The organism is Methylococcus sp. S1M (assembly GCF_051295855.1).
GTDB lineage: Bacteria > Pseudomonadota > Gammaproteobacteria > Methylococcales > Methylococcaceae > Methylococcus > Methylococcus capsulatus.
In genome coordinates this window covers 352,923-372,388 of record NZ_JBPDXO010000001.1, presented here as the reverse complement: position 1 = coordinate 372,388, position 19,466 = coordinate 352,923, and the positions used below count along the sequence as shown (strand labels likewise).

20 protein-coding genes are annotated in these 19,466 nt (G+C 61.5%); 2 read left to right on the top strand and 18 right to left on the bottom strand.

Annotated elements, in window-relative coordinates; genetic code table 11:
- The first annotated feature begins 59 nt into the window (after nt 1–59).
- Nucleotides 60–836, top strand: coding sequence for a ParA family protein (locus tag ACSHWJ_RS01620; protein ID WP_010960730.1), 777 nt, complete (start codon nt 60–62; stop codon nt 834–836).
- On the opposite strand, the gene lnt is transcribed toward ACSHWJ_RS01620, so the two are convergent.
- The 17 genes from lnt to rpoE form a co-directional block, all read right to left on the bottom strand.
- The gene (gene lnt / locus ACSHWJ_RS01615; protein WP_218797710.1) at nt 833–2,347 is read right to left on the bottom strand and encodes an apolipoprotein N-acyltransferase; all 1,515 of its coding nucleotides are present in this window, start codon (nt 2,345–2,347) and stop codon (nt 833–835) included. The two genes, ACSHWJ_RS01620 and lnt, sit on opposite strands and share 4 nt — an antisense overlap.
- A 3-nt stretch (nt 2,348–2,350) precedes the next feature.
- On the bottom strand, nt 2,351–3,205 hold the full coding sequence (locus ACSHWJ_RS01610) for an HlyC/CorC family transporter (protein ID WP_010960732.1): 855 nt from the start codon (nt 3,203–3,205) through the stop codon (nt 2,351–2,353).
- Nucleotides 3,202–3,654 (bottom strand): rRNA maturation RNase YbeY, encoded by a 453-nt coding sequence (ybeY, locus tag ACSHWJ_RS01605; RefSeq protein WP_010960733.1) that lies wholly within the window; start codon nt 3,652–3,654, stop codon nt 3,202–3,204. The genes ACSHWJ_RS01610 and ybeY overlap by 4 nt, the downstream gene beginning before the upstream one ends.
- Complete coding sequence (locus tag ACSHWJ_RS01600; RefSeq protein WP_026045982.1) at nt 3,651–4,676, bottom strand: PhoH family protein; 1,026 nt, start codon at nt 4,674–4,676, stop codon at nt 3,651–3,653. The genes ybeY and ACSHWJ_RS01600 overlap by 4 nt, the downstream gene beginning before the upstream one ends.
- A complete protein-coding gene (gene miaB / locus ACSHWJ_RS01595; RefSeq protein ID WP_218797711.1) occupies nt 4,630–6,006 on the bottom strand; it encodes a tRNA (N6-isopentenyl adenosine(37)-C2)-methylthiotransferase MiaB in 1,377 nt (458 codons plus the stop codon). Before miaB ends, ACSHWJ_RS01600 begins: the two co-directional genes overlap by 47 nt.
- A 107-nt stretch (nt 6,007–6,113) precedes the next feature.
- Nucleotides 6,114–6,650, bottom strand: a complete 537-nt coding sequence (locus ACSHWJ_RS01590; protein WP_256996445.1) for a hypothetical protein — start codon at nt 6,648–6,650, stop codon at nt 6,114–6,116.
- 148 nt (nt 6,651–6,798) lie between these two features.
- A complete protein-coding gene (gene recO / locus ACSHWJ_RS01585; protein ID WP_218797713.1) occupies nt 6,799–7,527 on the bottom strand; it encodes a DNA repair protein RecO in 729 nt (242 codons plus the stop codon).
- A 15-nt stretch (nt 7,528–7,542) separates the two neighbouring features.
- Complete coding sequence (era, locus tag ACSHWJ_RS01580) at nt 7,543–8,424, bottom strand: GTPase Era (RefSeq protein ID WP_432539192.1); 882 nt, start codon at nt 8,422–8,424, stop codon at nt 7,543–7,545.
- Nucleotides 8,421–9,113 carry a ribonuclease III gene (rnc, locus tag ACSHWJ_RS01575; protein WP_218797715.1) on the bottom strand — a complete coding sequence of 231 codons (693 nt, stop codon included), beginning with the start codon at nt 9,111–9,113 and terminating at the stop codon, nt 8,421–8,423. Before rnc ends, era begins: the two co-directional genes overlap by 4 nt.
- Entirely contained in the window at nt 9,110–9,487 is a 378-nt protein-coding gene (locus ACSHWJ_RS01570; RefSeq protein ID WP_432539191.1) for a DUF4845 domain-containing protein, read from the bottom strand. The genes rnc and ACSHWJ_RS01570 overlap by 4 nt, the downstream gene beginning before the upstream one ends.
- A gap of 3 nt (nt 9,488–9,490) precedes the next feature.
- On the bottom strand, nt 9,491–10,279 hold the full coding sequence (gene lepB / locus ACSHWJ_RS01565) for a signal peptidase I (protein WP_017365628.1): 789 nt from the start codon (nt 10,277–10,279) through the stop codon (nt 9,491–9,493).
- Between the two features lie 14 nt (nt 10,280–10,293).
- The gene (lepA, locus tag ACSHWJ_RS01560; RefSeq protein WP_010960742.1) at nt 10,294–12,099 is read right to left on the bottom strand and encodes a translation elongation factor 4; all 1,806 of its coding nucleotides are present in this window, start codon (nt 12,097–12,099) and stop codon (nt 10,294–10,296) included.
- On the bottom strand, nt 12,096–13,517 hold the full coding sequence (locus tag ACSHWJ_RS01555) for a DegQ family serine endoprotease (RefSeq protein WP_432539190.1): 1,422 nt from the start codon (nt 13,515–13,517) through the stop codon (nt 12,096–12,098). Before ACSHWJ_RS01555 ends, lepA begins: the two co-directional genes overlap by 4 nt.
- Nucleotides 13,518–13,575: 58 nt before the next feature.
- A complete protein-coding gene (locus ACSHWJ_RS01550; protein WP_017365630.1) occupies nt 13,576–14,016 on the bottom strand; it encodes a SoxR reducing system RseC family protein in 441 nt (146 codons plus the stop codon).
- Nucleotides 14,017–14,027: 11 nt separating this feature from the next.
- Nucleotides 14,028–15,026, bottom strand: a complete 999-nt coding sequence (locus ACSHWJ_RS01545) for a MucB/RseB C-terminal domain-containing protein (protein ID WP_218797717.1) — start codon at nt 15,024–15,026, stop codon at nt 14,028–14,030.
- 25 nt (nt 15,027–15,051) lie between these two features.
- Nucleotides 15,052–15,552: a sigma-E factor negative regulatory protein gene (locus ACSHWJ_RS01540; RefSeq protein WP_218797718.1), complete on the bottom strand. Its 501-nt coding sequence runs from the start codon at nt 15,550–15,552 to the stop codon at nt 15,052–15,054.
- A 21-nt stretch (nt 15,553–15,573) separates the two neighbouring features.
- Complete coding sequence (gene rpoE, locus ACSHWJ_RS01535; RefSeq protein WP_050738186.1) at nt 15,574–16,173, bottom strand: RNA polymerase sigma factor RpoE; 600 nt, start codon at nt 16,171–16,173, stop codon at nt 15,574–15,576.
- A gap of 158 nt (nt 16,174–16,331) precedes the next feature.
- On the opposite strand from rpoE, the gene nadB reads away from it, so the two are divergent.
- Entirely contained in the window at nt 16,332–17,933 is a 1,602-nt protein-coding gene (gene nadB, locus ACSHWJ_RS01530) for an L-aspartate oxidase (protein ID WP_017365634.1), read from the top strand.
- Nucleotides 17,934–17,944: 11 nt separating this feature from the next.
- On the opposite strand, the gene malQ is transcribed toward nadB, so the two are convergent.
- Nucleotides 17,945–19,429 (bottom strand): 4-alpha-glucanotransferase, encoded by a 1,485-nt coding sequence (malQ, locus tag ACSHWJ_RS01525; RefSeq protein ID WP_218797719.1) that lies wholly within the window; start codon nt 19,427–19,429, stop codon nt 17,945–17,947.
- Nucleotides 19,430–19,466 lie beyond the last annotated feature (37 nt).

Sequence of the window (19,466 nt, the reverse complement as noted above, 5' to 3'; positions counted from 1 at the left end):
CTGAAGCCGAGAACGGCGATGAACGCTAGAAGGAGCGGCAGCGTTCGGGGGAGACAAACATGCATAGGGTCGTATTCAATCAAAAAGGCGGTGTCGGCAAATCCACCATCAGCTGCAACCTGGCCGCCATCAGCGCCGCTCGGGGCTTGAAGACGCTGGTCATCGACCTGGACGTCCAGGGCAATTCCACCCACTACCTGTTGGGGCAGAAGGTGGCCGACCAGGACCGGACCCTCGCCCGTTTCTTCAAGGATACGCTGGGTCTGAGCCTGTTCGGCAAGGGCCAGGATGAGGGCCTGAACGCAGTCATCCACGAGACACCCTACCCCAACCTGTACATCGCACCCTCCCATCCCGAGCTGGAACCGTTGCAGGGACGGCTCGAATCCCGTTACAAGATCTACAAGCTGCGCGAAGCGCTGGAAACCCTATCCGGCTTCGACCGCGTGTTCATCGACACGCCGCCCGTGTTGAATTTCTACAGTCGCTCGGCCCTGATCGCCGCCCGCCGCTGCCTGATACCGTTCGATTGCGACGCCTTCTCGCGTGAGGCTCTGTACAACCTGCTGGCGGTGATCGCCGAGATCAAGGCGGATCACAACGACGGCCTGATGCTGGAAGGCATCATCGTCAACCAGTACCAGAGCCGTGCCAGCCTTCCTCAGAAATTGGTCGAGGAACTGCTGGCCGAGGGCCATCCGGTGCTGGATACCCGGATTTCACCCTCGGTCAAGGTCAGGGAATCGCACAGCGAGTCCAAGCCCCTGCTTTACTATGCGCCGGACCACAAGCTGTCCAGCGAATTCCAGGCTCTGTTCGATGAGTTGGAGACTTAGTTTCCTCCCGGCTCCGCCTGTCTGCCCTGGTGGGAAGAGACGTTGCGTCGGCGTCTTGCGAAACAGATGCCGACGATCCCCGCGCACAGCCCGACCGCGGGCCAGTCACCCCACAAGGCATAGGGTGTGGCGCCCGCCATGGGTTGCATCATGCCGGTCAGCGCCTCCCGTTCGAACATGGGCGCGACTGCGACCGGTCTGCCGCCAGCGTCGATGATGCCGGTGACGCCGGTGTTGGTGGCGCGCAGCATGTAGCGCCCCGTCTCCAGAGCCCGCATCCTCGCCTTTTGCCAGTGCTGGTGAGGGGCGAACGAATCCCCGAACCACGCGTCGTTGGTGACATTGACGAGGTAGGCACCTTCCGGCAGCCCGGTCAGCGATTCCTGACCGAAAATATCCTCGTAACAGATCGAGGCGATCAGTGGATACCCCGCCGCCTGAAGCAGCGTCTGACGATGTGCTCCGGCGGTGAAGTCCGCCAGCGGTATCTGCAGGATGTCCAGCACGAAGGCCAGCACGGGCCGCAAGGGCAGGAACTCGCCGAATGGTACCAGATGGCGCTTGAAATAGCGGCCCGGCTTGGCGCCGAGCGTTACCAACGCATTGTAGTACCGGTTGCCCTGGGCTTCGTAGTAAGGCACGCCGACCAGAACATCGACACCGTGCTGGCGAGCCTCGGCTTCCAGCGGCGCCAGGAAGCTCTCGGCCACTTGCTGATAGAACGCCGGCACCGCCGTTTCAGGCCAAATGATCAGCCGGGAATCCCAGTGCTGGCGGGTCATGTCGACGTACATCTGGACGGTGGTAGTTTTCGCTTCCGGTCGCCATTTCTGATCCTGTGGCACATTGCCCTGCAAGAGCGTCACCTGGATCGGATCACCGGCAGGATGCGTCCACTGCACCTTGGCGAACTGGGTGCTGCCGACGAGTACGACCGCGGCTCCGAGCAGCGCGAAACGGCGTCCCCGCCGATCCAGCAGCCATGCGCTCAATAGGAGGCCGGCCAGGACTGCTAGCAGCCAGCCCACGCCGAACACGCCAAACACCGGCGCAATGCTGCGCAGGCCGGTGTCGGTCTGGCTGTAGCCGATCTGCAGCCACGGGAAACCGCTGAACAGCCAACCACGGAGCCATTCGGTGACGACCCAGGCGGCCGGGAAGACCAGCAACGTCCGAACGAGTATCGAACCGCCACCGGCCTTGACGCCGAGCCAGCCAGCCAGCGCAGGAAACAAGGCCAGATAAGCCACGAACAGCGCGGTCAGGCCGGCGGCCGAAAACACGTCGCTGCCCCCGTATTCGTACATGCTCACGAAGACCCAGGACACACCGATTCCGAACTGGCCCAGCCCGAACAAATAACCGTAAAGAGCGGCTTTGGAGGGAGAAGCGTTCAGCCAGACCCGGAACAAGAGGGCCAGCGACAGCGGCGCCACCAGCGCGTAGCCGAACGGCGCGAAGGCGAACGGTAGCAGAATCCCGCCAGTCAATGCGAGCAGCATGGCTTTCATTTGTCAGCCGGCCGCCGGACGGAGTGAGTCCACAGACAGTCGCAGCAGCCTCAAGAGATGTACGCGCCGGTTGTCGGCGCGAATCACCGTGAAGCGAAACGGGCCGATCTCGATCCGCTCTCCACGCTCCGGCACATGCCCTAGGCGGTGCACGATCATTCCACCGACGGTGTCGTACTCGTCGTCCTCGAAATCGGTGCCGAAATATTCGTTGAATTCCTCGATGGGGGTAATAGCCTTGAGGGTGTATTCCTGGTCGTTTTTCCGGAAGATGTATTCCTCCTCGCCCAAATCGTGCTCGTCCTCGATTTCCCCGACGATCTGCTCCAGCACGTCCTCGATGGTCACCAATCCCGCGGCCGCACCGTATTCGTCGACGACGATGGCCATGTGGCTGCGGGAGGTCTTGAATTCTTTCAGCAGCACGTTGAGGCGCTTGCTCTCCGGCACGAACAGGGCCGGGCGCATGATTGCGGAGACTTTGATATGGCGGTTGCGCAGGCTCTGTGCGAGCAGGTCCTTCACCAGCAGGATTCCCACCACTTCGGCACGGTCATCGGCGATGACCGGGTAGCGGGAGTGACCGGACTCGACGACCAGCGGGAACACCCGTTCCAGTTCGGCATCCTGGGGAACCACGGCCATCTGTGCCCGGGGGATCATGATGTCCCGGACGCGCAGCTCGGACACCTGCAGTACGCCCTCGATCATGTTGAGAGCTTCGGTTTCGATCAGTTGACGCTTTTGGGCATGCCGGAGCGCATCGAGCAACTCTTCTCTGCTCGCCGGTTCCCCGGACAGGAAGTGCACGAGCCGCTCCAGCCAACTTCGATGTTCGCCCGAGTTTCCCTCGCTCATTCCGGCCGAATCTCCCGATAAGGATTTTCCATGCCCAAACCTCGCAGGATCGCGATTTCGCGGTTTTCCATGATTTCGGCTTCCGCCTCTTCGATGTGGTCGTAGCCCTGCAGATGCAACATCCCATGCACGACCATGTGGGCCCAATGGGCTTCAACAGGCTTGCCCTGCTCCGCCGCTTCGCGTTCGACCACCGGTGCGCAGATCACCAGATCACCCAGAAGGTCGTTGGGAACCCCCTCCGGCACCACAAAGGGAAAACTGAGCACGTTGGTCGGACCGGTCTTACCCCGGTAAGTCGAATTCAGGGCAGCGCTTTCCTCCCTATCGACGATGCGGATGACGACTTCGGCGTGCGGCTTTTCCAGTGCCGCCTCGGCCCAGAGCCGGAACGCCGCCGAGTCCGGCACCGCCGAGGTGCTCGCCCGCTGCAGGGTCAAATCGATCACTCGCTGGTCTCCTGTCGCGCTTTTTCATGCGCTTCATAGGCAGCGACGATGCGCTGCACCAGGGGATGCCGCACCACGTCGCGGGTACTGAAGAAGGTAAAGCTGATGCCCTCCACGTCACGCAGCACTTGTAGCACGTGGCGCAGCCCGGATTCTTTGTTGCGCGGCAGATCGGTCTGGGTGATGTCACCGGTGATGACGGCCCGGGAGCCGAAGCCGACGCGGGTCAGGAACATCTTGATCTGCTCGATCGTGGTGTTCTGGGCCTCATCGAGGATGATGAAGGAATCGTTCAAAGTACGACCGCGCATGAAAGCCAGGGGTGCCACCTCGATCACGTTGCGCTCGATCAGCTTGGCGACGCGCTCGAAGCCCAGCATCTCATACAGAGCATCGTAAAGCGGGCGCAGATAGGGGTCGATCTTCTGCGCCATGTCGCCCGGTAGAAAGCCCAGCTTCTCGCCCGCTTCGACCGCCGGCCGGGCCAGCACCAGACGCCGGACCTGTTCCCGCTCCAGCGCGGCAACCGCGCAGGCCACTGCCAGATAGGTCTTGCCTGTGCCCGCTGGACCGATGCCGAAATTGATGTCGTGTTGCTCGATGTTCTGCAGGTATTTCCGCTGATTGGTCCCACGTGCCCGGATCACCAAACGCTTGGTGCGGATCAGCACCTCCTCTTCCGGCACACCGGTCTCGCCGACCAGAGCGTCGAGGTTCGCGGTCTGCAGCGACAGATGCACCCGCTCCGGCGTGACGATTTCGTGCTGGGCCGCATCGAACAGGCTACGGATCACCTCATAGGCGGCCCGCACCGCCTTGCCCGCGCCGATGATCTGAAACTGGTTGCCGCGATTCTGGATTTCAACGCCGAGCCTCCGTTCAATCTGGCGCAGGTGTTCGTCGAACTGGCCGCAGAGGTTCGCGAGCCTGGCGTTGTCCGGCGGTTCCAGAAGCAGCTGTATCGAACTCGGATGATTAGGCAATTTGAGCGGTAGAGTCTGGGGAGATGAAATCTGACTCATGGGCCACGCCGATAAGCCGGCCTCGCAGAGAATTGGGAAGGGATTCGGTGATGACGACATCGACGAACTGGCCGATGAGTCTGGGGTGGCCGGCGAAATTCACAACCCGGTTGTTTTCGGTGCGGCCGCTAAGCTCATTGAAATTCCTGCGTGAAGTACCTTCGACCAGGACCGATTGTATGCTTCCCACCATGCTCGCCCCGATTTTCGCGGCATTGTCGGCAATTTTCGCCTGCAATCGGGCCAGCCGGGCGCGCTTGGTCTCCGGCGGCACGTCATCGGCCATCGCTGCCGCCGGGGTCCCCGGGCGGGCGCTGAAGATGAAGCTGAAGGACTGGTCGAACCCGAGCTGCTCGATCAATGCCATCGTGTCCTCGAAGTCCTCGTCGGTCTCTCCCGGAAACCCTACGATGAAATCCGACGACAGGCTCAGATCGGGGCGGATCTCGCGCAGCTTGGCGACTTTGGCCATGTATTCGGCACGGGTATGCCCCCGTTTCATCAGCCTGAGAATCCGGTCGCTGCCACTTTGGACCGGCAGATGCAAATGACTGACCAATTGCGGGATGTCGCGAAACGCCTCGATCAGGGCATCGGAAAATTCCACCGGATGCGAGGTGGTGAAACGGATGCGATCGATGCCGTCCACCGCCGCCACGTAATGCATCAACAAAGCTAGATCGGCCATACCGCCATCGGCCAGCACGCCCCGGTAGGCGTTCACGTTCTGGCCCAGCAGATTGACCTCGCGGACGCCCTGCTCCGCCAGAGCCACGATTTCCGCGATCACATCGTCGACCGGGCGGCTGATTTCCTCACCGCGGGTGTAGGGTACGACACAGAAGGTGCAGTACTTGCCGCAGCCTTCCATCACCGAAACGAAAGCCTTCGGCCCCTCCGCGCGGGGCTCCGGCAACGCGTCGAATTTCTCGATCGCGGGGAATGATACGTCCACCACCGGCCGCCGTTCGCGCCTGACTTGCTCGAGCATGGAGGGCAACCGGTGCAGGGTCTGGGGACCGAACACGATGTCGACATAGGGTGCCCGTTTCTGCAGAGCCTCGCCTTCCTGGCTTGCCACACAGCCGCCGACGCCGATGACGACCTCCGGACGCCTGAGTTTGATCGGACGCCAGCGCCCGAGCTGCGAAAAGACTTTCTCCTGCGCCTTGTCCCGGATCGAGCAGGTATTGAGTAGGAGAACGTCCGCCTCTTCGGGCGAGCGAGCGAGTTCGAAACTGTCGGAGACCTCGAGCAGATCCCGCATCTTGGCGGAATCGTATTCGTTCATCTGGCAGCCGAAGGTCTCGATGTAGAGCTTTTGCGGCATCAGTCGGGGCGGGGAGCGTTGGGGATCAGCATCAGCGGATGAGGTTATTCTAGCAGAGTCGCCCGCCCCGATTAACAAAGCAGCCGGAACCGGCTGTGACCGAAGGCTCAGACGGCGGGATGCGCAAATTTGAAAGGATTGATCAGCGTCGAGCCCACCCGCAGCAAGTGTGCCTCCGGATAGGTACGTGCCATGAGCTCGCGAACCCTGTCCTCCTCCTGTGGCCGGGTATCGATGAGGATGAGATGCTTCCCCGCCTCGATCTGGTCGTGATAAGCGGAGATCTTCTGGTTCTCGGTGGCCATCCCCATCAGTCCGCCCACCCACACGCCGAAGAGGGTGACGAAACCGAAAATGGCAAGATAGACGATGCCGCCCATGTCCGGACCGAATGGCTGTTCGGTGGCCACCCAGACACTGCCGAGGACGGAAAAGAGGAACCCTACCATGGCGCCACGCTCTGCATAGCGCACCGCATCGGACTTCTGAATGAAATTCGCCGAATGGATGTGGCGGCGATAAAGACCCGCCTGATCCTTGCTGATGACATGGAAATTCCAGTCGCTGATGCCTTCTTTGTGCAAAGCGTCGGATATCCGCTCCACGCTGTCGAGATTGTCCGCCAGGTAATACAGTCGTTTCATGACGCACCTCCTTACCATGTTACGGTACTGATGTCCCGGCACCATCCGCCGGGGTCGAGGGAACTCTTATTACTTTTGCCGGTCGCTGTCAATGCCTCGGTCGGGTACGGGAAAGATTGGCCGGGCTGGGCATTTTCAGCCCACGAAATCAGGACGAGCTGCGGAACAGTTCGCGGCTCTTGAGAGCGCGGCCGTTCAGATGGTGGGCGATGATCCGCCGCATCAGGCGTTTGGCCTCGGTGCGGGTTTGCGACGTGTCGAAACGGCGGTCGCGCAGCGCCAACAGAGTCATTCCATGTACCGCATCGGCCTCGTCGCCGGCGGGAACGGGACCGGCGTCGATGCGATAGCTGTAAAGACGCTCGGGCCGGATGGCCTCTCCGCTCTCGGCCTCGACCCGCAGCTGCAGACCATAGCCGATGGCTTCCAGCAGAGACAGTTCGAAACTGCGCAACGCGGTTTCCAAGTCTTCGCCCGCCGCGAGTGTTTCCAGCCCGCCTCGGTAAGCGCCGAAGAGTCCCGGACAGAGATCGTGCGGAGGCAACAGCCTCATCAGAAGCTCGTTCAGGTAGAAACCACAGAACAGGGCGGTATGCTGCAGCCGAACGCCGATGCCAGCGGCCTCGGCATGGTTCAGGTTAGCAAGCTCGCCGCGGCCGGACCAGGACACCAACAGGGGAACGAACGGCTGCAACACCGCGGCGAATCCCTGCCGGCCGCGACGCGCGCCTTTGGCGATCACGCCGATGCGGCCATGCCTGAGCGTGAACAATTCGAGGAGGAGGCTGGTTTCGCGGTAGTCGCGCCGATGCAGCAGGTAGGCGTGGTCGAGCAGGACCCGGCTCGGATCGCCTCGGCGCGGCGCTTCAGGCGGCATGGGCTCCGGCCAGGTTCATTCGGCATAGCCCAGACCCTGCAGCGCCCGCTCGTTGTCCGACCAGCCGTGCTTGACCTTGGTCCAGAGCTCCAGATAGACGCGCCGCTCGAGCATACGTTCCAGCTCTTTGCGCGCGGCCTCACCCACCCGTTTCAGAACCTCGCCTCCCTTGCCGATGACGATGGCTTTCTGGCCTTCCCGCTCCACCCAGATGACGGCATGGATTCGGACCAGGGTCGGCGATTCCCTGTACTGTTCGATCTGGACCGTGAGCGCATGCGGTACTTCCTGCGTCAGACGGTTGAACAGCTTCTCGCGGATGATCTCCGCCACGAAGAAGCGCTCCGGCCGGTCGGAAATCTGATCCTCCGGATAGATCGGTTCACCCTCGGGCAGGAGGGCCAGAACCCGTTCTTCCAGCACCGCCAGGTTGATGTCCTTGAGCGCCGAAATCGGCACGATCTCGGAGAACAGTCCGGTGGCGTTCGCCTCGGCGAGGAAAGGCAGCAGGGTATCCTTGCCTTCGATACGGTCGACTTTGTTGATCACGAGAATGACAGGAAGCTGCGCCTCCTTGATCCGGGCCATGACCAGTTCGTCATCCGGCGACCAGCCCGCCCGATCCACCAGCCAGAGGATGACGTCGACCCCGAGGAGAGAGGAAATCGCGGTGCGATTGAGATAGCGGTTCATCGCCCGCCGCGCGCCACCGTGGATGCCGGGGGTATCGACATAGATGACCTGGCCGCGCCCGTCGGTCTTGATCCCCAGGATGCGGTGCCGGGTGGTCTGCGGCCGCCGTGAGACGATGCTGAGCTTCTGCCCGAGCAGATGGTTGAGCAGCGTCGATTTGCCGACATTGGGACGGCCCACCAGAGCCACGTAACCTGATTTCAAACTCTGAACCTCGATTGGTCCGAAAGGCGGCTGAGCATGTTTTCCGCTGCCTGTTGTTCGGCTTTCTTACGTGAACTGCCCTCGCCCATGCAAGGTTCAACAGCCAGCGGAACCTCGCAACGTACACGGAAATGCTGGTCGTGTGGCAGCCCCGACTGGTCGATGAGGGTATAAACGGGGAGAGGCAGGCCGCGTCCTTGCATCAGTTCCTGTAAACGCGTCTTCGGGTCCTTTTTCCAGTCGTCCAGCGACAATGCGGACAGCGGGCGCTCGAACAGCTTCAGGATCAGTGCCCGACAGGCGTCGATGCCCTGGTCCCTCAGGACGGCGCCGAGGATGGCCTCCAAGGCGTCGGACAGAATCGAGTCACGCCGGTAGCCGCCGCTCTTGAGCTCGCCGGACCCCAGGATGAGGTATTCGCCCAGCTCCAGCTCCCGCGCGATCTTGGCCAGGGAGGTCTCATTCACCAGTGTCGCCCGGAGCCGGCTCAACACCCCTTCGTCGGCCGAAGGGAAACGCTGATAGAGATACTCTGCGACCACGAACCCCAGCACCGAATCGCCCAGGAACTCCAGGCGCTCGTTGTTTACGCCTTCGGCGCTGCGGTGAGTGAGAGCATTCCTGAGCAGGCCCGGATCGCGGAACGGAATGCCGAGTTTGCGCGCCAGGTGTTCGTGGCTACGGATCAACGGCGTTCGACCTCGATCTGGTCGTCGAAGTGGATCAGCGCAGCGACGTTGCCCACGATGGGTCGCACCACGTCGTAGGCAACCTGGATGCGCAGGGTGCCCTCGCTGCGGCTGATCCTCACGTCTTTCGTCGTCACGGAATCTACCATGTTGATGTCCCAACGCTTCTCCAGCGTCTTGAGAATGTCTTCGCGGGTCTTCTCCAGCAACTGCGGGTCCGATTTCAGCGACTTCAGTGAGCTGTTGACCTTGTAATGATTGAGATAAACCGGTCCGAGGCGGAACAGGAGCAGCAGGAAAAAACCGGCCACTGCCATCAGCAGGACGAAGCCGATGAAAGTCAGACCACGCTGATGACGGGGCATGCCGCCCATGGTTCACCGTCCGGAATTCAGTACCGTGCCGAGGCGCGAAAAGCCGATGCCGCCGTTCTCGAAGTCCCAGCTCATCCAGATGAAAAAGGCCTTGCCCACCAGGTTGGCTTCGGGCACCACCCCCCAATAGCGGCTGTCGTTGCTGTTGTCGCGGTTGTCGCCCATCACGAAATAGCTGCCTTCGGGTACGGTGAACTCGCCCTGCACCGTCGGCTGGCCATGGCGGATCAAAATGTCGTGCTCGACGCCTTCCAGATCCTCTGACAGCAGCTCGGCCCCGCTCATGCTGGCACCCTGCCCCACCCCTTGGTAAATGCCCAGCGATGTCTGGGGCATGGGCTTGCCGTTCACATAGAGCTGCTTGTTGTAATAACCGATCCTGTCGCCCGGCAGACCGATCACGCGCTTGATGTAATCGACGGTCGGATCCTTCGGAAACCGGAACACCACGATGTCGCCCCGCTGGGGCTCGTTCATCTCGATGATCTTGGTATTCAGCACAGGCAGGCGGATGCCATAGGTGAATTTGTTGACCAGGATGAAATCGCCGATCAGAAGCGTTGGCATCATGGAACCCGAGGGGATGCGGAACGGCTCCACCAGAAACGAACGCAGCAGCATGACGACGAGCACGATCGGAAAGAACGACCGGGCATATTCCACCAAGATCGGCTCCTTGTGCGCCGTGCCTTCTGGCAGGGGGTGCCGTTTGAGCCAGAGCGCGTAACCGCCCCATACCGCACCGGTAACGAACGTGGCGGCGACGAGAAAAAACGAGAAATCGTAGTCCATCGGGATGACCGTTATCAGGAATCCTTGTTGACGCGCAGGACGGCGAGGAATGCCTCCTGGGGAATGTCGATCTTGCCCACCTGCTTCATACGCTTCTTGCCGGCTTTCTGTTTTTCCAGAAGCTTGCGTTTGCGGGTGATGTCGCCGCCGTAGCATTTCGCCAGGACGTTCTTGCGCATGGCCTTGACCGTGGAGCGGGCGATGATCTTGGAGCCGATGGCGGCCTGGATCGCCACTTCGAACATCTGCCGGGGGATCAGGTCCTTCATCCTCTCGACCAGGTCACGGCCGCGATTCATGCTGATGTCGCGATGCACGATCAGTGAAAGCGCGTCCACCTTTTCACCGTTGATCAGGATGTCGAGCTTGACCAGGGGCGCCGCCTGGAACCGCAGGAATTCGTAATCGAAGGAAGCGAAGCCACGGCTGCACGACTTGAGCCGGTCGAAGAAATCGAGCACCACCTCGCTCAGGGGCAGTTCGAAGCTCAGGGCTACTTGTCCCCCCATGTATTGCAGCTTCTTCTGCACCCCGCGCTTTTCGATGCACAGGCTGATGACCGCACCGAGGTAATCCTGGGGAACCAGAATGTTGGCCTCGATGATTGGCTCACGGATTTCCTCGATCTCGTTCGGGGGCGGCAGGTCGGCCGGATTGTCGACGGGGACCACCGTGCCGTCGGATTTGGCCACCTCGTAGACCACGGTCGGCGCGGTGGTGATGAGGTCCAGGTCGTATTCGCGCTCCAGCCGTTCCTGGATGATCTCCATGTGCAGCATGCCCAGGAAACCGCAGCGAAAACCGAAACCCAGTGCCTGTGAGACTTCCGGCTCGAAATGGAGAGCGGCATCGTTCAGATGCAGCTTGTTGAGCGCCTCCCGGAGACTCTCGTAATCGTCCGATTCGACGGGATAGAGGCCGGCGAACACCCGCGGTTGGACTTTCTGGAAACCGGGCAGCGGCTCCGTCGTCGGACGGTCGGTCGCGGTGATGGTGTCGCCCACCGGCGCGCCGAAAATGTCCTTGATACCCGCCACCACGAAGCCCACCTCGCCAGCGCCCAGCACGGTCTTGTCCAGCGGTTTGGGCGTGAACACACCCAGCTTTTCGACCAGATGGCTCTTGCCGGTCGACATGATGGTGATCTTCTGCTTGCGTGAGATCGCGCCGTTCACCACTCGCACCAGGGACACCACCCCGAGGTAGTTGTCGAACCAGGAATCGATGATCAGTGCCTGCAACGGTCCCTCGGCGTCGCCCTTGGGCGGCGGGATCTTTTTCACCAGCTCTTCGAGGAGGAGATCGACGCCGAAACCGGTCTTCGCGCTGATCTCCACCGCGTCTTCCGCCGGGATACCGATGATCTCCTCGATCTCGCTCTTGACGCGGGCCGGATCGGCCGAAGGCAGGTCGATCTTGTTCAGCACGGGCAGAACTTCCAGTCCCTGCTCGATGGCCGTGTAGCAGTTCGCCACGCTTTGCGCTTCCACGCCCTGGGCGGCATCGACCACCAGCAGCGCGCCTTCGCAGGCTGCCAGCGAGCGCGACACTTCGTAGGAAAAATCGACGTGCCCCGGCGTATCGATGAAATTGAGCTGGTAGATACCGCCGTCCCTGGATTGGTAGTCCAGGGTGACGCTCTGGGCCTTGATGGTGATGCCGCGCTCACGCTCGATGTCCATGGAATCGAGCACCTGTTCGGCCATTTCGCGGTCGCTCAGTCCTCCGCAAATCTGGATGAAACGGTCTGCAAGCGTCGATTTTCCATGGTCGATGTGCGCGATGATGGAGAAGTTGCGTATATGCGTCTGGTCGGTCACTGCTTTTCGTCTTTCAATTTCATCGCCAGGAAGATGGAGCCATCGCGCCGCTGCACCAGCACCGCCAGCGATTTCCCTGCCGGCAGGGTCTTCTCCAACTCTACCAATTGTTTCACGCCGTTGATTTCCTTGTCCTGAATCCGGAGGATCACGTCTCCGCGCCGCAGCCCTGCCTCGTAGGCGGGACCGGGATTGACGCCGTAGACGAGCACCCCGCCCCGTGGCACCTCGAACTGCTCGCGCAGTTCCGGGGTCAGATCGGCCACGCTGGCTCCCATGCGCTTCAGCGGTACCGCATCGGGCTCGGCGGCACCCATCGCCGGTTCTTCCTCATCGGGGAGCGCTCCGATCTTGATACTCAGCTCCTTGATCGCACCGTTACGTAACAACTTGATTTTGGCGACTTCGCCGACCTTGGTCATGCCTACCATGGGCGGCAGCGCAGCCGACGTGTCCACCGCCTGGCCGTTGAATTCCAGCACGATGTCGCCGATCTGGACGCCGGCCGCTTCGGCCGGGCTCTTCGAAAGAACCTTGGATACCAGGGCGCCTTGTGGTTTCTTCATGCCGAAGGACTCGGCCAGCTCTCGCGTCACGTCCTGGATCTGGACACCCAGCCAGCCGCGGGAAACCCTTCCGCTGGCTTTGAGCTGGTCCACCACCTGCATGGCGACTTCGATGGGAATGGCGAAGGACAGCCCCATGAAGCCCCCGGTACGGCTGTAGATCTGGGAATTGACGCCGACCACTTCGCCGTTCAGATTGAACAGCGGTCCTCCCGAGTTGCCCGGGTTGATGGCCACGTCGGTCTGTATGAACGGCACGTAATTGTCGCTGGGAAGGCTGCGCCCCTTGGCGCTGACGATGCCGGCGGTGGCGGAATGGTCGAATCCGAAAGGCGAGCCGATGGCGAGCACCCATTCGCCGACCTTGAGCTTTTCGGACGACCCCAGCTTCACCGTGGGCAGCTGGCTGGCCTCGATCTTGAGCAGGGCGACGTCACTACGCTTGTCGGACCCAACGATCTTCGCCACCAGCTCCCGCCGGTCCTGCAGTCGCACCACGATCTCATCGGCCCCTTTCACGACGTGGTGATTGGTGATGATATAGCCATCTGCCGACATGATGAAACCCGAACCCAGGGACTTCGCCTCGCTCGGCTGGCCGTCGCTACCCCCGCCTTCGCCAAAGTAATGCCGGAAAAAATCGTCGAACGGCGTGCCCTCCGGAATCTCCAGACCCTCCGGCATCTGCTGTTCGTTGGCGGCCACTTTCTGGGTGGTGCTGATGTTCACGACGGCGGCGTTGTTCTGTTCAACCAGCTGGGTGAAATCGGGAAGCTGGGCCCGGGCTGGCGGCGAAACGGCCAGCACCAGCGCCGCACAAATGGCGCCGACAAAACGGTATCGGTCAAACATGGTGACTCCTGAGTGCAAAGGCGGCGGTCGCCGGCGCAGCCGGAAAACTCCAGCCATCTCAACGGGAAATGCGGCGAATGAATACGGGATGAAGATTCTGCCGTTGGAGGCTGGGACAATACTTGAGCAACACGAGCGTCAGCCCCAGACCGACCAGACCGCCGGCGATCGACCCGGCCTCGGCCGTAGCGGACAGACCCTGCGCGGCCAGCAGCTTGCCCAACAAGGCGCCCCCGATCAGCGAAAACAGAGGAAAAAGATACATCCGAAATGAACCGGCGAGGAGGGCGCCTTCTTCCACCCCGATGATGACGCGGTCCCCCGGTGCCACCCGGGCCTCCGTAGCGACCCGGAGGCGCAGGGGTTTGCCCCCCAGCAGCCTTGCCACCAGGGAAGTACTGCACCCCCCGGCACAGCTCCCACATGCCGACTTCCGAAACTTTTCCACCCAGATCGCGTGTTCTTCGACCTGGGTGACTATCGCCTCTTCCTCAATCATTCACGTCACGGTCATTCTTTGGATTTCTGGTGCTGGATTCCATTGGCGATCATATGAACCGTCTTGGGCGGAACCTCTCCCATCACGGTCACGACGAAGCCGTCGATCTTCCGGGTATAAGCATTCACGGCACCGATTTTCTTCAGCTTTTCGACGAAGGGCTCATCCTTTGGTTCATCCACATAAATTGAAACAGATGAAAGCCCGTCGCTCAACAATATGTGTTCGATGGGATGTCTCAGTGGAGGATGCTGGACCCGGCTGTAGCCGCTGATCCTGAACCCGACGGGGACACTGTCCAGACTCCAGTCCATCGCCTCGATGGGTATGATTTCCCGGTTCGACGATTGTTCCGAATAGTCACCCGATGCCGGCATCGGCGTCACCTCCCGGCCGGGCGCCTCACCGGACACTTCCAGGGAGATGAACACCATCTGCTCGACCGGCTTGCCGTTTTCGTCGAGGAGTTCGAAGCGGAGCGGCAGACGGGACTCCGTGTCGATCCAGACCTTGCGCCCGTAACGGTAGTCGTCGACCGGCACGATCTCGATGGTCTGAGTGTGCCGTTGCGCCACGTACTCCTGGTCTCCGACCAGGAATGCGTAATAATCGCACAAGCCCACGAACGATTCGGGAAGGTCGACCAGGAAGGAGCGACTCACCGGCACGCGTTCTGTCATGACCGACTTCGTCTCAGGAAAGAAGAACTGGACCCGATCCCCGTCCCGGACGATTTCCCGCATCGGGCTGTTCAGCGAGGTAAGCCGCTCGTGCTCGACGCCATTCGCCATGCTGTGGACGAACTCCATGCCGTTCACCTTGTCGTCCTTCAGGTAGGCTACCCGCCCCCGATAACTGAGGCGGCTCATGGCCTCGCGCATGCCCGTCAGCCATTCCACACCCGCGCGGGCACCGAGTGTCTGCGGCGTATCGCCGGCGAACGACGGTTGCGGCGGCTCAAATGCGACGGCGGCCCCCAAGGCCGCCGCAATCAGTCGAACTCTGGACATGGCTGGGGTCGAAGCGGGTTACTGTTCAATAGCTGACCATCCTCATGTAGGGCATCAGTGTTCCTGAGCCCGCCACATGGGAAGTGCCACTGTGCGCCAGAAGATAGGCCCGCATTTCCGGATCCAGTCGCGCCTCGGCCAAAGCCACGCCCGCACCGGCGGACAGACCGCCGTCCATGGCGGCGAAACCGCTCACGCCGCGCCAGACAAAAACCGCCACTGCCGCCATAGAAGCCGCGAGCGCTCCAGTGACGATGTGCCGGCGCAATCTGTCGGAGGCTCTCACCCGCGCGGGCGCGAGAATCGTTGGCTCGAGCGTGATCCTGCGAGCCACTGCCTCCGCCAGCCCGTTGCCAACGGGGACTCGTCCGGTGCGGAGCACTTCGCCGATCAGGTAATACCGGCTCACGGTGGAGCGGACGTCCTCCCGCTTTTCGATCAGCCGCAAATAGCCTTCGGCTTCGGTCGGGTCCATCTCGTTGTCCACGAACACCGAGGCTTTTTGCGCTATATGCTCTTCCAACATCGTTCGATTCCTGATCCTCAATCAGTCGAGTAACGGCCGGAGCCGTTTGTCTATGGCTTCTCTCGCCCTGAAGATACGGCTGCGGACGGTGCCGACCGGGCAGCTCATGACTTCCGCGATTTCGTCGTAACTCAATCCGTCCAGCTCTCTCAGAGTTATAGCCAGCTTGAGTTCCTCCGGCAACTCGTCCAGCGCCGATTGAATCGTTGCCGCCAGCTCGTCACTCAAGAGCGCCGCTTCGGGCGTATCGACATCCTTTAGACGATGGCCATTCTCGAATTGTTCCGCCGATTCGACGTCGAATTCGTCTTCCCTGGGACGGCGCGCGTGGGTGACGAGGTAATTCTTTGCCGTATTGATCGCGATGCGGTAAAGCCAAGTGTAGAACTGGCTGTCTCCGCGAAATCCAGGCAGGGCCCGGTAAGCCTTGATAAAGGCTTCTTGCGCCACATCCAGGGATTCGTAGGGATCCTTGATGTAGCGGGAAATGAGCTGGGTGATTTTGTACTGATACTTTCTGACGAGTAAGTCGAAAGCTCTTTTGTCGCCGCGCTGCACCCGCCCGACGAGTTCATCGTCCAGTTCTTCACTCATCTCCATTCCACGCATCGCCTTGGACATCACACCATTTCCTTCCGGGAAATCCTCGGAATCGCGGACATTCACGATCCACTGCTGGAACGGATAGACGGAAACAGGCTTCTGATTATCTTACGTTCGGAAGTGCGCTTCAACGGAATGCCGATTTACTGTAACATGCCGTCAACACGACGATACCCATGGACAAGGACATCACCTACGACGCGCTCATCATCGGCAGCGGCGCTTCGGGTCTCAGCCTGGCTCTGAGGCTCGCCGACCGGGCCCGGGTCGCTGTCCTGTCGAAGGTCGCCCTGAGTGAAGGCAACACCCGCTACGCCCAAGGCGGCATTTCCGCGGTCCTGGATGCCCAGGACTCACTCGAATCGCATATTGAAGACACGCTGGCGGCCGGTGCCGGTCTGTGCGATTCGGACATCGTGCGCTTGGTGGTCTCCCAAGGCAAGGAGTGCATCGACTGGCTGCTCCAGCACGGGGTCGCCTTCACCGAAGTCGAAAGCACCGACGGCGCTCATCATCTGCATCTGACCCGGGAAGGCGGACACACCCACCGGCGGGTCGTGCATGCCGCCGACGCCACTGGTCGGGCCGTGGAGTCATCGCTCGAGCAACATGCCCGGGCCCATCCCAGCATCGACCTGTTCGAATACCACAACGTCATCGACCTGATCACCTCCCGCAAGCTCGGCCTCGCCGGCCCGCAACGCGTGCTGGGCGCCTACGCGCTGGATACGAGAACCCACCGTACCCGCACGTTCCGCGCGCGCGTCATTGCGCTGGCGACCGGTGGTGCCAGCAAGGTATATCTTTACACCAGCAATCCCGACGTTTCCACCGGCGACGGCATCGCCTTGGCCTGGCGGGCCGGTGCGCGAGTGGCGAACATGGAATTCATTCAATTCCACCCTACCTGTCTCTATCATCCCCACGCCCGGTCGTTTCTGATTTCCGAGGCGGTGCGCGGAGAAGGCGGCCGCTTGCTGTTGCCCGATGGCAGCCCCTTCATGCAGCGGTTCGATCCGCGTGGTGAACTGGCTCCCCGTGACATCGTGGCGCGCGCCATCGACCATGAAATGAAACGCCTCGGCGCCGATTGTGTCTACCTCGACATCAGCCATCGGCCGGCCGATTTCATCACGAGCCATTTCCCGACGATTCATGCACGCTGTCTGGAATTGGGGATCGACATGACCCGTGAGCCCATCCCGGTGGTGCCCGCAGCCCATTACACGTGTGGCGGAGTGGTGACCGACCGGCTGGCGCGGACGGACATCGATGGCCTTTACGCAGTCGGCGAGGTGGCCTGCACCGGCCTCCACGGCGCCAACCGCATGGCCAGCAATTCTCTGCTCGAATGCCTGGTCTTCGCCAAGCAGGCCAGCCTGGACATCCTGGAGCGTCTGAACGAGATTCCTGCCCCCCCGCCGCTGCCGGACTGGGACGAGTCGCAGGTCACGGACTCCGACGAAGAAGTCGTCGTGTCCCACAACTGGGACGAAATCCGGCGCTTCATGTGGGACTACGTCGGGATCGTCCGGACCGACAAACGACTGCAGCGCGCCCTGCACCGGGCGGAGCTGCTCAAGCAGGAGATCGCCGAGTACTACGGCAACTTCCGCGTCACCAGCGATCTGCTGGAGCTTCGGAACCTGATCATCGTGGCCGAACTCATCATCCGTTCGGCCCTCCTGCGGAAGGAAAGCCGTGGGCTGCATTTCACGCTGGACTATCCGGAGCGGGACGAGACCCGCCCGCCGCGGAACACCATACTCCAGCCCTAAGGACGCCAGGGTCAGGCCGTACGGCCGTACATACGGACCTGATGGGCCAGACGCTCGGCGTGCTCGTCACGTAACTGAGCCCAGTCGAAACGCCAGTTCCAGTTTTCGCCCACCGTACCCGGCGTGTTCATGCGGTGGCCCCGCCCCAGCTCCAGCACGTCCTGCATCGGAACGATCGCAAGCCGTGCGACTGATGCCATCGCGGCCTGAACCAGCGCCGCCGGCATGGGGAGACCGGAGCGCCCGAGGTAGTCATAGACATATCCCTGCCGCTCCGCCGACAGCCCTTCGAACCAGGACAGGGTCGTGTCGTTGTCGTGTGTACCGGTGTAAACGACGCTGTCGATGGCATGATTGTGGGGCAGGTACGGATTGCAGGGACCGCCTTCGAAAGCGAACTGGAGTATCCGCATGCCGGGGATGCGGAAACGTCGCCGCAATGCCTCCACCTCGGCGGTGATGATGCCAAGGTCCTCGGCGACCAGCGGCAAGGACTCCCCGAAGGTCTCGGTACAGCGCGACAATAAGGCCTCGCCGGGAGCCTTGACCCAGCGTCCATTCATCGCCGTTTCGGAATGGGCGGGAATTTCCCAGTAGGCCTCGAACCCCCGGAAATGGTCGATGCGGATCAGGTCGTAGAGGTTGAGCTGGGTGCGCAGGCGGTTCAGCCACCAGGAGAAACCCGAGCGCTCCATGCTTTCCCAATTGTAGTGCGGATTTCCCCAGCGCTGGCCGGTGGCGGAGAAGTAGTCGGGAGGTACCCCGGCGACGACGCGCGGCTCTCCGTCTTCGCCCAGTTCGAAATATTCCCGCCCGGCCCAGACTTCCGCGCTGTCCGATGCGACGAAAATCGGCATGTCACCGAACAGCAGCACGCCGAGCTTCTTGGCATAGTCATGCAAACCCTGCCACTGTTCGAAGAATACGAACTGTTCGAAGCGGACCCTGGCTATGATGTCGGCATACAACGTGCTGGCCGATGCCAGGGCATCGGGTTTGCGGTCCCTCAAGGGCTTGGGCCAGGCCTGCCAGGGCAGGCCACCGTTGACCTCCTTGAGTGCCGCGTAGAGGGCGTAGTCGGCCAGCCACCAGTCGTTCGCGCTGACGAAATCGCCGAACGCGGAACACAAAGCATCGGAAGTTCCGCGCCGGCGGAAGGAATCGAAAGCACGTTCCAGAGCCCACTGCCGGATCGCTTTCGCATCTTCAGCGGGAGGAATGGCATCGGCTTCCAGCAGTCCGCGCGCAATCAACCAGTCCAACCCGATCAAGAGCGGATTGCCGGCGTGCACGGATGTACACTGATAAGGTGAACCGTCCTCGTGGGTGGGATTGATGGGCAGTGTCTGCCATACCGAAATACCCGCCGCCGCGAGGAAATCCACGAAACGGAAGGATTCGGCCCCCAGATCGCCGTTTCCCGGTCCGCCGGGCAGGGAACTGATGTGGAGCAGAATACCCGCGCGGCGCCGGTCGAAAATTCCGTGAGCATCCATGGGGCTGTGACACCGAAAACAACGGGTGGAGCGGCGG